Origin of the sequence: Paenarthrobacter sp. NPDC092416 (genome assembly GCF_044755025.1) — a bacterium.
In the GTDB taxonomy this organism is placed as follows: Bacteria; Actinomycetota; Actinomycetes; order Actinomycetales; family Micrococcaceae; genus Arthrobacter.
In genome coordinates this window covers 103,643-115,112 of record NZ_JBIVQG010000014.1, presented here as the reverse complement: position 1 = coordinate 115,112, position 11,470 = coordinate 103,643, and the positions used below count along the sequence as shown (strand labels likewise).

The 11,470-nt window shown below is 62.2% G+C and carries 12 protein-coding genes; 2 read left to right on the top strand and 10 right to left on the bottom strand.

Annotated features, from left to right (window positions below):
• Window positions 1-105 precede the first annotated feature (105 nt).
• The 4 genes from ACIQC5_RS20805 to ACIQC5_RS20790 all read right to left on the bottom strand — a co-directional run bounded on the left by ACIQC5_RS20805 (window position 106) and on the right by ACIQC5_RS20790 (window position 4,574).
• The gene (locus ACIQC5_RS20805) at window positions 106-462 is read right to left on the bottom strand and encodes a GNAT family N-acetyltransferase (protein WP_400286840.1); all 357 of its coding nucleotides are present in this window, start codon (window positions 460-462) and stop codon (window positions 106-108) included.
• The gene (locus ACIQC5_RS20800; RefSeq protein WP_400286842.1) at window positions 459-1,754 is read right to left on the bottom strand and encodes an acyltransferase; all 1,296 of its coding nucleotides are present in this window, start codon (window positions 1,752-1,754) and stop codon (window positions 459-461) included. The genes ACIQC5_RS20805 and ACIQC5_RS20800 overlap by 4 nt, the downstream gene beginning before the upstream one ends.
• Window positions 1,755-1,947: 193 nt before the next feature.
• The gene (locus ACIQC5_RS20795) at window positions 1,948-3,159 is read right to left on the bottom strand and encodes an amidohydrolase (RefSeq protein WP_400286837.1); all 1,212 of its coding nucleotides are present in this window, start codon (window positions 3,157-3,159) and stop codon (window positions 1,948-1,950) included.
• Complete coding sequence (locus ACIQC5_RS20790) at window positions 3,156-4,574, bottom strand: MFS transporter (protein ID WP_400286835.1); 1,419 nt, start codon at window positions 4,572-4,574, stop codon at window positions 3,156-3,158. Before ACIQC5_RS20790 ends, ACIQC5_RS20795 begins: the two co-directional genes overlap by 4 nt.
• A gap of 126 nt (window positions 4,575-4,700) precedes the next feature.
• Between ACIQC5_RS20790 and ACIQC5_RS20785 the strand changes: the two genes are divergently transcribed.
• A complete protein-coding gene (locus tag ACIQC5_RS20785) occupies window positions 4,701-5,738 on the top strand; it encodes an Lrp/AsnC family transcriptional regulator (protein WP_400286832.1) in 1,038 nt (345 codons plus the stop codon).
• Here ACIQC5_RS20785 and ACIQC5_RS20780 read toward each other — a convergent pair.
• Entirely contained in the window at window positions 5,735-6,295 is a 561-nt protein-coding gene (locus tag ACIQC5_RS20780; RefSeq protein ID WP_400286829.1) for a MarR family winged helix-turn-helix transcriptional regulator, read from the bottom strand. The two genes, ACIQC5_RS20785 and ACIQC5_RS20780, sit on opposite strands and share 4 nt — an antisense overlap.
• 199 nt (window positions 6,296-6,494) lie before the next feature.
• Between ACIQC5_RS20780 and ACIQC5_RS20775 the strand changes: the two genes are divergently transcribed.
• Window positions 6,495-7,013, top strand: coding sequence for a cupin domain-containing protein (locus ACIQC5_RS20775; protein ID WP_400286827.1), 519 nt, complete (start codon window positions 6,495-6,497; stop codon window positions 7,011-7,013).
• Between the two features lie 78 nt (window positions 7,014-7,091).
• Here the strand turns inward: ACIQC5_RS20775 and ACIQC5_RS20770 are convergent, their stop codons facing one another.
• From ACIQC5_RS20770 to ACIQC5_RS20750, 5 genes are read right to left on the bottom strand one after another with little or no spacing between them, the layout of a single operon-like run.
• A complete protein-coding gene (locus ACIQC5_RS20770) occupies window positions 7,092-8,183 on the bottom strand; it encodes a Rieske 2Fe-2S domain-containing protein (RefSeq protein ID WP_400286824.1) in 1,092 nt (363 codons plus the stop codon).
• 3 nt (window positions 8,184-8,186) lie between these two features.
• A complete protein-coding gene (locus tag ACIQC5_RS20765) occupies window positions 8,187-8,405 on the bottom strand; it encodes a recombinase-like helix-turn-helix domain-containing protein (protein WP_400286821.1) in 219 nt (72 codons plus the stop codon).
• Window positions 8,398-8,970 carry an alpha/beta fold hydrolase gene (locus ACIQC5_RS20760; protein ID WP_400286818.1) on the bottom strand — a complete coding sequence of 191 codons (573 nt, stop codon included), beginning with the start codon at window positions 8,968-8,970 and terminating at the stop codon, window positions 8,398-8,400. The genes ACIQC5_RS20765 and ACIQC5_RS20760 overlap by 8 nt, the downstream gene beginning before the upstream one ends.
• 40 nt (window positions 8,971-9,010) lie before the next feature.
• A complete protein-coding gene (locus ACIQC5_RS20755) occupies window positions 9,011-10,681 on the bottom strand; it encodes a thiamine pyrophosphate-binding protein (protein WP_400286815.1) in 1,671 nt (556 codons plus the stop codon).
• Complete coding sequence (locus tag ACIQC5_RS20750; RefSeq protein ID WP_400286813.1) at window positions 10,674-11,462, bottom strand: SDR family oxidoreductase; 789 nt, start codon at window positions 11,460-11,462, stop codon at window positions 10,674-10,676. Before ACIQC5_RS20750 ends, ACIQC5_RS20755 begins: the two co-directional genes overlap by 8 nt.
• Window positions 11,463-11,470: the final 8 nt, after the last annotated feature.

The window sequence follows — 11,470 nt, the reverse complement described above, 5'->3', positions numbered from 1 at the left end:
AACCAGCCACAACACCGGATAGCCGCCACCGCGGCACCCGGGAATGAACGAACCCGAAGTGGGGAAGAACGCCAACCAAGCGCTCTTCCCCACTTTCGGCTCAGGCTACTCGTTGTCCGGTTCCCCCACAGGCTTCTCCGCAGGCCAATCGACGTCGAGCTCGTATCCCTCGTGCTTTTGCAGGTACGCGGCAATGTACGGGCAATGCGGAATGATGCGTTTGCCGGAGGCCACGACGTCGTCCAAAGCGAAATGCGCCAGCACCTTGGCCAAGCCCTGTCCTTTGAACTGGGGTTTGGTTTCGGTGTGCATGAAATCGATGTGACCGGGCCTGTCGATGAACTGCGACATCACTGCCAACTCACCGTCCACGCGAAGTTCGTAGCGGTGAAATTTGTCATTCCGCACCGTGGTGACGCCTGGGCTGAACGACTCTGCCAGTGAATCCATATACTCGGTCATGATTCGAGATTGGCACGTAAAACGTGCTCTGGCAATGGCCGTTTGCTGCCCGGCCGCGGCGTGGCCGGCTCCGGCCGCGGCGGCTGGGCCAAGGGTGCGGGAACCCGCCCCAGCAAGAGGACGGCGAGCGCAAAGCATGCCGCTCCCCCGCCCAGCAGGGCCAACGTCAGCCCGTTGAAAGCAGCATCGGCTACCGGAATGAAAACCACGACGGCGGCAGTCACCACGGCGGTCCGCGAGCGGCCCCGCGCGTGGCTGGCCGCCGTCGGACGCTCTTCAAGCCTGCCGCCCAACAGGACCACCGGAACCAGCAACGCGATGATGGCGAGGAAAACGGGGATCCGCGCCCACCACCATTCCGCCGTGCCCGCGGCGGGTTTGGGGAAGTCCGTGAGCAGGAGGAGTCCGGACATGGCTACCAACAGTGGAAGGTGCCACAGGTAGATGGTCATGGACCTTCGCCCGGCGCCGGCAACCAGGGCGCGGATCCAACGAACCTCTGCCACCCATCGCAGACCTGGCCGCAGCAGTTGCAGCGTGGCCGTCTGGGAGATACCCAGCAAAAGGAGGCAGAAGTTGGGCGGGTTGATGTTCTCCACCATGTTGCCCGGATATACGGCCACGCCCGTGACAATGCCAAGGAGCAGGTTGCTTGTGGTGATGGCGCCTACCAGCCAAGTGCGGCTGCGGTGCTCGAAGAAGCCATCGGCCGCAAAAAAGCCCAACTGCTGTACCGCGCACCAAACGAACACCATGTTGGTGAACGCGAGCAGGGGTAAGGCACCGCGCAGGGAGTCGACGGCGATGATCAGCGCTACAAGGACGCCAAAGGTCAGCCATGGGGCACGCTCGTGGAACCGGGCCATCAACGGAACGCTGAGCTGGGCTGTGAGGTAAGCCGCAAGGAACCACAGTGGCATGCCAGCGCCCGTTGCCATCAATTGGATCACTTGCGGATCGACACCGAGCAGCAGTGCGGCCCAGAGGCCTGCCCACATGAAAGCAAGCAGGACCATGGCCGGGCGAACCAGGCGCAGTAGCCTGAGCTGGGCGAAGTCGAAGCCGTTTCCGCCACGGGCTTTGAGGCGCCGCCATGACTGCAATCCTGTAATGCCTCCAAGCACAAAGAACAGCGGAACAATCATGAGTACCCAGACAACCGGCACGAACCAGCCCTGCTCCATAAGGGTATTTTCAGTTGCGACTTTCCCATCGCGTTGAAGCACAGGGCTGACCATCATGCAGTGCGCCGCGACCACCAGCAGCAGGCAGAAGAAACGGACAAGGTCCATCACGGAATCCCGCTGCACGGCCGTTCCCTGGCCGGCGGTTGTGTGCAGTTGCCTTGGACCTGCCACGGCTCTCCCTACAAATCTGCTGAGTCTGCCTGCTGACTCCATTGTCCGCCCGCGCTGCATTCAAACACAGTGGTGGCACGCGGAAACGGAACCGGGTCGCGCGGTCCCGGCTCCGTTTGAGGGACGCCTACATGAAGGCTGGCTGGGACAGCAGCCGGTCCCGCTGTTCCAGGTCCATGGCTGCCGCGCAGGCCGCTGCGGCCAGGCCGAAGGCGCTGTCAAGGACTGCCTTGTCCGCGCCCGCCGAAGCACCAAAGGCAGCAAACTCCGCGGTATGGTGGGCGGCCCCGCGAACCTCGTATCCGACCACCGGGTGGATGGATGGCACTACTTGCGAGACGTTGCCCATGTCCGTTGAGGCCACCGGATCAGCATTGAAGGCAACATCCCTCCCCTTGGCGCGCATCGCATCCTGGTAGGCCTGCGACAGGAACGCATCCTGGCGCAGTTCTGCATAATCGTTTCCCGTGGGGGTCACTTGCAGGGTGCAGCCGCTGGCGTGGGCACCGGCTTCGAGGCAGCGCCTCACCTTGTCCTGGATGACCCGCAGGTTTTCAAAGCTGGGCGCCCTCATTTCGACACTCGCCCGGGCACGCTCGGGGATGACGTTCACTGCACTTCCGCCTTCGGTCACGATCAGCGAAACAATCGATCCGACCGGCAGCTGCTGTCGCGCCAACGCAATGGCTGTCTGCGCGACTACCAACGCATCCAGGGCGTTAACCCCCTCGGCCGGAGCAGCCGCCGCATGTGCAGGCCGGCCCTCAAACAGCACATCCCACATGCACATGGCCAATGACGAGCCACCTACAACATCTGATGCGCCTGCATGGGCCATCATGGCCAGCGAGACGTCGTCCAGAAACCCTTCGTCGATGAGGTCCACCTTGCCGCCGGTGGTCTCTTCGGCGGGTGTGCCGAGGACCTTGACGGTGATTCCCAGGTCCGTCGCCACTGCCGCCAATGCCAGTGCGGCACCCACCGCGCTGGCGGCGTTCACGTTGTGCCCACAGGCATGGCCGATGTCCGGCAACGCGTCGTATTCAACACAGAGCGCCACCACGAGTTCGCCGTTGCCGTAGGTTGCGCTGAAGGCAGTGGACTGCTGCGGCTGGGGGCCATCGAAGCTGAAGCCCGCCGAGCGGAGGACCTTGCTGACCCTTTTGACGGCGCGGAATTCCTGGCCGCCCAGTTCGGGGTCCGCGTGAATGGCATGGCTCAGGTCCAGCAATTCCCGCGTCCAGCGCCGCACTGCGCTGTCCAGCGTGGCGTGGATGTCCCCTTGGGATACGCGTACGACGGCGGGCCCTCTGGTCCCGCTGGTCAGTCCGGTCCTCATGCCGTCACTTCCGCGGGCTGCCGCTTCGGGTAGCCGGCGCTGGCGGCCGCCGCGATTAGTGCGGCAACGGCCAAGGCTCCCCAGATGGTGAACAATCCTGTTTCGGTGATGCGACCGGATTCCACAGAGGCGGATGACAGGAGTTTGACCACGGCCGCTCCCACGGCGATTCCTACGGACAATGCGAGCTCGTTGAGCCCGGCTGCGGTGGAGGTCTCTTCCACGGGGACACCCTCAACAGACAGTGACCGCGTTCCGGCCTGGTACATCCCCAAGCTCAGGTTGAACAGGGCAAAACCGGTGCAGTAACCGGCAAAGGAACCGTGGGCGAGCATCATTACCAGGAAACCGCCGGCCAGGAGCAACCCGGCAAATACCAGCGTGGCACGCTCGCCGAAAAGCTTGAGCGCACGCGCCGTCATCAGCGATGAGACCAGCGACAACACTGAGGCCAGGGCAAGGACTATGGCTATCATCAGCGGGCTCAGGCCGAATCCGTAGCCGGACTTCTCCGGGTTTGAGTGCAGGAAGATTCCGTTCGTGCCGAAGTAGCTGATCGAGGCGAAGCCAAAGAAGAACGTAGCAACCGAGATCGAGCGGATCCGCGGGTTGGCGAGCATCCGCAGGTCCATGAACCGCTTACCAGCGGCCGAGCCATAATCGCGTTTTGCCCAGTACCCCAGCAGGGCAAGGCCTGCCACGCCGGCCACGAGTGTGCGGACGTCGAACCAACCCCATTCAGGCCCCATGGAGAGTGCAACAACAAAGCCGATCAGACCCAGCGAACAGGCCAGAAGCGGCCGAAGGGCGATGCCCTCACGGGTGGGGACCCCGGCGTCGGGCAGTACAAAAGAACAGACCAAGGCCACTACCGCGAACGGAACCGCAACCCAGAAACCAAGGGTGGGATCGGTGACACCAACAATGCCGGCCAGCAGTCCCCCGGCGCCAACCATGATCATCAGCATGCCGATCATGACGCTCACTCCAGTGCGTGTATGGGCGGGGCTGGAGACGCGCAGGATGCCCATCATGAGCGGGATGAAACCCACCACGCACGTCAGCATGACCACGCCCAGGGTCACGGTCCACAACGATGGCCACAGTGCCATTTGCAGCACGCCAAGCGTCACAACACCAGTGGACCAGCGCAGAACCAGCCTGTAACCGTAGCTGTCGCCGAGCCTCGAAATGATCGGTGTGAGGACGGCGAAGCTGACATTGGAGATGAGGAAGATGCCGTTGATGGTGGGGTCGTCGATCTGGAAGACCGGGCCCAAGGCAGGCAGGATCGGGTTCAGGTACCCCTGGGTGACGCCGCTGAGAGATTCAATCAGTGCCATTGCCAGGATCATGCCTGCAATGGTCCTGCGCGTGGTGGCTGCCATCGCGGGAGGTGCTGTGTTGCTTGCCATGTGCTTCCTTGGGTGTTGTGCCGGTGGACTTCGGCGGATTCGCCGCTGGTGATGCGAGTCACAACGTTAGATCCGTCGTTTACACTGATGGGAATATTGTTCAAAACCCACTTGAGGCCGCTCATTTTGAAAGAAACAGCCATAATTTCCGAGTTGGACCTTGAAATCGTCAATGCCCTCCAGATCAATCCACGGGCCGAATGGAGCCGGGTTGCGGATGCGCTGGGGCTCTCCGGCCCCACCGTGGCGCGGCGCTGGCAGGCCCTGGCCGAGAGCCGGCTCGCATGGATAACGCCGTCGCCTGGACAGCGATATCTGAGCACCGGCTGGTCCGCCTTCATCCAGATGTCATCCGTTCCGGGCCAAAGCGAAGCCCTCATCCGGAAGTTGTGCGAGGAACCCGCATTCGGGACCGTATCCATGGTGACAGGGCCTCACGACATCTTCGTGGACTGCTTTGCATCGAGCCACGACGAGCTCATGGACATCGTCACGGGTTCCTTTCCGAAGCTCCCGGGCGTAACGCATCGCGAGGTTGTCTTCGTTACCAAGCTGTACCGGCAGGCCTCCGAGTGGCGCAGCGGAACGTTGGAACCGGCTCGCGCGCGGCTAGTTTCCACCGAATCCAAGCCGCTGCCGGCAGGGTTCTCCCCTGATCCGCTGGACGCTGCGTTGTTGGAGGAACTCGCCAAGGACGGCCGGGCCAGTTGGGCTGACCTGGGTGCCGTTTGTGGCGTTTCACCGCAAACCGCACGACGTCGGGTGGAGCGCTTCCTGGCCTCGGGTTACGTAACGCTGAGGTGCGACGCCTCCACCGCCGCCAACAGGGGGCTTCGGGAAGTGACGCTCATGCTCAACGTCCCCGCGCAGTACGTTGACGATGCAGGCCGCTTCTTCGCAGCCCAGACCAGCTGCCGGCTCACGGCGCAGGTCCTCGGCGCGCACAACCTGGTGGTCACCCTTTGGGTGCGGGACTATTTGGAAGCCCAGGCCTTCGAGCGGGAACTGGCGGAGCGGGCGCCGGGCAGTTCGGTGATCTCGCGCCAAGCGGTAGTCCGGACCTACAAGCGACTGGGCCACGTCCTCGACGAAGCCGGGCGCAGTCTTCACGTGGTGCCGCTGCCCTTGTGGAGGGAAACCTTGAACGAGGCCGGGACCGACTAGGCGCTGGCGGAGATTTCAGTAGACGCCCACGCAGCTTGGGGCTCGTAGGCGGTAATCGATAGCTCCGTTTTCTTGAGAAGCATCGCCAGTTGCTGGATCTCCTCAGGCGACAACCCGGCCAACATGGTGCGCTGCGTTTCCAGATGCTTCGAAATAACCTCGTCGATCAGCTCTTTGCCACGCTGAGTCATCTGGGCATAGACGACGCGGCGGTCCTCTCGCGACCGGACACGCTCAATGAGCTTCTGCTCTTCCATTCTGTCCAGCCTGAAGGTGATGCCACCGGTGGTCAGCATGGAGGAACTAGCCAACTCACCAGCCGTCTTCCGGTGCGGCGGGCCGGAGCGGCGCAGGTTGGCCAGCACATCGAACGATGCCAGCGTGAGCCCGTACTCCTCGTAATTCACGTCCAGCACGGCGCGCTGCTGGGCAACCACGCGCTGCAATCGCCCAAAAATACCGATGGTACTGGGGTCAAGGTCAGGCCGTTCGCGGCGCCAGTCCTGGATGACGGATTCAACGACGTCGGATTCAGCGTCTGGTGACATGGGGACCATCAGTATCCTCCTCGCTCGGTCTAAGCATCTTAACACTGGGTTTCCCAGCATGTTGGCCTCATCGGCTGTATTTCGCGCGAAATCCTTGTGGGCGCGCCAGCATTACCTTAGTATTGAGATAGTTAGGGTCGAGGGAATAAGTACCACTCCCACACGGCTCTACGCGCCCGCCACCAACAATCCGAAGTGAGGTCCAATCATGAGTAAAGCCATCGATGCAACGACAGCTGAACTCGAGGAGCTGATCGATTCGTCCATCGCCTCCCTTGAGAGTCGCATTGTCGATTTCGATACGCTCAAGTTCCAAACCAAGATGGGGGAAAAGTTCAGGCGCGGCCAAGTCCGTTACATAGGATCAGGGGCCACCGGCGACCACTCGGACGACAACAACATCCTTCAGGCAGAACACTTCACGTTCTCCAACATGGTGCTGCCCGCTGGTTGCGTAGGCCCCGAGCACACCCACCCGGACGTCGAAGAGGTCTTCTTTGTCCTCGAAGGACGGGTCGAGTTCAGCGTCCATGACGTAGAAGACGGCAACAAGATGGCAAGCCGCGAATTGGGCTACCGGGACTTGATCCGGGTTCCGGCCGGAGTTCCCAGGAGTTTGCGCACCATCGGTGACCAGGACGCCATCATCTGTGTGATCATCGGGGCCAAAAAGCCCGAGATTCCGTTCTATCCGCCCACGTCGGAGATGCATGGCGTGACGCGCTAGAGAGCTTCATCAGGGAACCCGGGTACCGACCGACATGGGCGGTACCCGGGTTTCGTGCTTCCACCCGCCCGTATGACGTTAGGCAGTCCCGCTCAAGAGAATGGCAGCCTGCTTCCGGGCGTCTGCATCATGGATCCGGCGAATCCGGGCCACGCCAAGATCGTGCTGATACAGATGCTCATCCTTGTCCGCGTCCGAGGCCAGCGCTTCCAACAATTCGCGGTCCTGCTCCAGGACAGCCCAGTGCTTCTCCTCAAGGGTGGTCTTGTACATGAAGCGCCAGACATCACGCTCCCAGTCCGATACAGTCCGGGTTCGCCAGTGGAAGACGGCCGAAGTGTTTGCATCAATGGGCGTTGACATTCCGACAATGCCGAAGGGCCCTCCAGGACCTGCCGAATCGGCGTAGGGGATTTCCAAGTCCACGTAATCCATGGATTCACGGCAGAATTCGACCCAGTCGAAGTTCTTGCCACGCTGGTCGGTCTTCTCAAAGAAGAAGCCACGATCGGTTTCGCGGATGCGGAAGCGGGCACTGGTATCACCGCCAGACATCGAGTGCGATTCACGGTGCAGGAACGCGCCATGCATCGGGTCAAGGACGTTGTCCATGTAGAAGCGCCACGGACTGTTCCATTCGGCGTAATTCGAAAACCAGGAAACCTCGGTGTTGGCCAGGCGATCGGGAAGTTTAAACGCCGTGACCTCTGAATCTTCGGTCAGCGGCACGAAGGCAAAAATCGTGTCTGCCTCTTCGGTGACGGCAAGCGAGGCCGTGACAGTCTTGCCCTCCAAAGCACAGCCGGGCATGCCCGGAACCGACACGACCGTACCGTGGCCGTCCACCTGAACGCCGTGGTACTTACAGGCCACGCGGTCACCCAGGTGTTGGCCCACGGATAGTGGGGCGCTGCGGTGCGGGCAGCGGTCTTCAAGCATTCGTATTTGACCCGTGGCATCGCGGAACAACAGCCAGTCCACGCCCAGCCGCTTGACTTTGACCATGTCCCCGGTGCGGACAAATCGGGAAGGGTAGATAGGGTACCAGCGGTCACGCAGCCCCATCGCCGCGAGTTCCGCCGCATCGAGCTGTCGGCGTGTACCCACCACGTATTTCTTCTTGCTCCTGCCGGCAGCCTTCGTTCCTGCCTCAGGTGTAGTTCCTGTCATGGCCTACTCTCCCAGTCGTCGCATCTCGGCCCGGAACCGGCGCTCATCCCACGGCTGGCCATCCGGGGCGTTCAGGCCCAGTGTGTTCAGACCGGTGATGATGGCCGGAAGCTCGTGGGTTCCGCTGGCAAAGATTTCCGTCAGCGCCCCGGCCAGCTTCTGCTCATAAGGACGGGGTGGACCCACTCGAGACTGGTTTGCTTCGAGATACTGCTCAGGCATTGGCTTCCTCCTGTGGTGAGCCGACGGCATGCAGGCCTTCGGCGATGTTCATGAATGACGTGGCCCACTCATTGAATGAGTCTGGTCGGGTGCGGTGTGCTGGCGCGTCGGCGTTGTCGAGGATGACGAAAACACCGTTGGCTATGCCGCCGGCAATGCTCTGAGGCTTCGAGATGTCGGTGTCGCTCCGCGGCGCCGCGGCGATAACGAGCGATGGCGCCCGCACCCGTCGGAGCATGTTTGCGTATCCGTCAACGGTGGTGTCCACTTCCGGATCGCCAAGGATGATGCTCTTGACCTGGTCGGGATGGGTGGCAGCCAGCACGATCGCGCCGTACGCTGCCGCGCCTGTCGCCACAATGTGCGCTGGCCCCGACGCGGACTCACGCAGCGCCAAGGAAGCTGCGTCCACCCACATCTCCAACTGGCCGCTAACGCCAGCGACGTCCATTGCCAGGCTGATGCGGGGTTCCCACACACGCGCCCCCAGGGCCTCTACCTGACGGGCAAACCACTCGTCGGCTCCTGCCCCGCCATGCAGGCACACCAGATCATGCTGTGGCATGACATCCCCGGGTTCGCGTCCGGGGGACGCGTCAATTCCCCTACTCGAATTCATCTACTCCCTGTTCCACTTTTCGTCCCGGAATATGCGTTGGGGGCACAAATGTTCCCGGCACGGGATCAAGTGCCGCGACATCGACCTCGATGAGTGCAGGCCCTCGAACCGCAAGGGCATCGGCCAAGGCCTGATCAAACGTCCCGGGACCGCGAACCCGCCAGAAGGGCAGTTGCAACGACTGTGCCACCAAGTCAAAGTCTGGCGTGTACAGGTTGACGCCGGCCTCGGCAAAGCCGTTGGCCTTCTGCATGTTTCGCAGCACGCCGTAGCCCGCATCATTGAAGACCAGCACCACGCACCACACTCCTGAGCCCCTCAGGGATGCCAGTTCACCCAAGTGGACAGCCAAGCCGCCGTCCCCGACCATAACCAGCGTGGGAACGTTGGGGCGGGCAATGGAGGCGCCAATGCCCATCGCCAGACCTTGGCCTATGCCGCCTCCGAGCGGGAAGATGTTGGTTTCTTGGGAGTACATTTCGAGCAGGCGGTTGCCCCACTGGCTGGAAGGAATGGTGACATCGCGTGCGATAACGGACTCCCGGTCCAGTCGCCGTCGAATGCTGTTGCAGATTTCGGCATAACCACCGATGTACTCGGTCAGCGCTGCCCGCACGCCCAGCCGCACGGCCCGGACCTGGTCTGCCCATCCGGGGTCCACGGAGTGGGTGGTCAGCTGGTTGCCGATCGCTTCCAAGATGGTACGGGAGTCTCCAACCAGGCCCAGATCGGCCGGATAGACCCGGCCCACGGTTGCTGGGTCCACATCCAACTGGATGTGCGGGGTGGGTAACTTGAGTGCGTAGTGCTGCGTCTCATTGGAACGGAAGTGCGTTCCAATGCTCAACAGCAGATCTGACTCCCGGATCAGCCGGGCGGCGCCCGGGCTGGAGGCGAAGTTGCCGATCACAAGATCGTCATCCTCCGGGACAACGCCGCGTCCGGAGTTGCTGGTCAGCAAGCCGGCACCCAGACGGTGCAGCAGATACGAAAGTCCACCTTCCGCGCCGGCGGCACCGCCGCCGGCCCATATCAGCGGTCTCTTGGCACGCGAAAGGAGCCGTACCGACTTCGCCACAAGATCAGCGTCAAATCCGGGCAGGGGCTTGACTTGCGAGTAGATCGGACGCTGGTCCGCCGGCAGCGCCAAGTACTGCAGATCCGTGGGCCATTCGATGCTGGCGGGTGAGTGTGGAACTGAAGACAGGTGTGCGATTGCCTCCTCCAGATCGGCCTCCACATCTTTGGCATTGAATATGGTCCGCGCGTAGCCGGAAACTGCGTGGAGCATCTGGAGTTGGCGCGGCACCTCATGGATCACGCCCCGGGAGCCACCCATGAATTCGCTGTCGATTTGGCCGGTCACGTGCAGCACCCGGCTTCCCGCGGTGAGCGCCTCGATCATGGATCCGGCGGCATTGCCGGCTCCCGTGCCGGTGCTGGTGAGGGCAAGGCCGATTTTGCCCGAAGCACGGGCATAGGCGTCGGCGGCATTGACCGCCGCCGCCTCATGACGGACAGCAACAAAATTCAACTCGCGGTCCACGGCTTGGACGAGTGGCAGATTGTGGATGCTGATGACCCCGAAGGCGGTGTCCATGCCGTGCCTGCGCATGACGCGAACCAGAATGTCACCACCCGTTGGCTGCCTAGACATACCTGCCTACTCCCCCGCCGACGTCGATGGAAGCGCCGGTCGTGTAACCGCTCAGTGGCGACAACAGGCTGACGATATGGAAAGCCACTTCCTCGGCGGTGCCGAACCGGCCAAGTTTGATGCCGCGGTCCCTGGCGATTTCCGCACTCCAAGCCTCGTAGTCCAGCTCCGTGGCGGCGTTTTCGAAGCGCCTGCGCCACTGGCCTGTATCCACCAGCCCCAGCAGGACAGAGTTCACGCGGGTGCCATCTACGGCCAGTTCCTCCGCAATGGAATGAGTGAGATTCAGCAGTCCGGCACGGGCAGCAGAGGTAGCGGCCAAGCGCAGCTCCGGCTGCCGGGACAGGATAGCGTTCACATTGACTACCGAGCCATGTGCTGATGCAGCCAGCGCAGACCTTGCGGAACGGACCATGTTCAAAACGCCAAAGATCTTCAGGTTGAATTCGTCCATGAACTGTTGGTCGGTGGTTTCCTGGAGAGTGGCCATCAAGGAGCGACCAGCGTTGCAGACGAGCCCGTCAACAGCACCAAAGCTGTTCAGCGTGCCGGCGATGAACCTGTCGGTCGCCTGCTGGTCAGTGACGTCACAGGACGCCAGGTAGATCGAGCGTTTGTCAGCCCAAGCAAATTCATCGAAGGCGGCTGCCAGCCGGTCAGCATCGCGGGCGCAGGCTGCAACGCGGGCGCCTTCGCGGAGCAGGTAGCGGGCGGTGGCAAGTCCGACGCCGGAGCTCGCCCCGGTAATAACGACGGCGCGGTCCTTCAATTGCAGGTCCATGCGGGCCT

Bases quoted from the DNA above. Each gene is read 5' to 3' on its own strand.
- ACIQC5_RS20805 (WP_400286840.1), bottom strand. From the start codon at position 462: ATGACCGAGTATATGGATTCACTGGCAGAGTCGTTCAGCCCAGGCGTC.
- ACIQC5_RS20800 (WP_400286842.1), bottom strand. From the start codon at position 1,754: ATGGACCTTGTCCGTTTCTTCTGCCTGCTGCTGGTGGTCGCGGCGCAC.
- ACIQC5_RS20795 (WP_400286837.1), bottom strand. From the start codon at position 3,159: ATGAGGACCGGACTGACCAGCGGGACCAGAGGGCCCGCCGTCGTACGC.
- ACIQC5_RS20790 (WP_400286835.1), bottom strand. From the start codon at position 4,574: ATGGCAAGCAACACAGCACCTCCCGCGATGGCAGCCACCACGCGCAGG.
- ACIQC5_RS20780 (WP_400286829.1), bottom strand. From the start codon at position 6,295: ATGGTCCCCATGTCACCAGACGCTGAATCCGACGTCGTTGAATCCGTC.
- ACIQC5_RS20775 (WP_400286827.1), top strand. From the start codon at position 6,495: ATGAGTAAAGCCATCGATGCAACGACAGCTGAACTCGAGGAGCTGATC.
- ACIQC5_RS20770 (WP_400286824.1), bottom strand. From the start codon at position 8,183: ATGACAGGAACTACACCTGAGGCAGGAACGAAGGCTGCCGGCAGGAGC.
- ACIQC5_RS20765 (WP_400286821.1), bottom strand. From the start codon at position 8,405: ATGCCTGAGCAGTATCTCGAAGCAAACCAGTCTCGAGTGGGTCCACCC.
- ACIQC5_RS20760 (WP_400286818.1), bottom strand. From the start codon at position 8,970: ATGCCACAGCATGATCTGGTGTGCCTGCATGGCGGGGCAGGAGCCGAC.
- ACIQC5_RS20755 (WP_400286815.1), bottom strand. From the start codon at position 10,681: ATGTCTAGGCAGCCAACGGGTGGTGACATTCTGGTTCGCGTCATGCGC.
- ACIQC5_RS20750 (WP_400286813.1), bottom strand. From the start codon at position 11,462: ATGGACCTGCAATTGAAGGACCGCGCCGTCGTTATTACCGGGGCGAGC.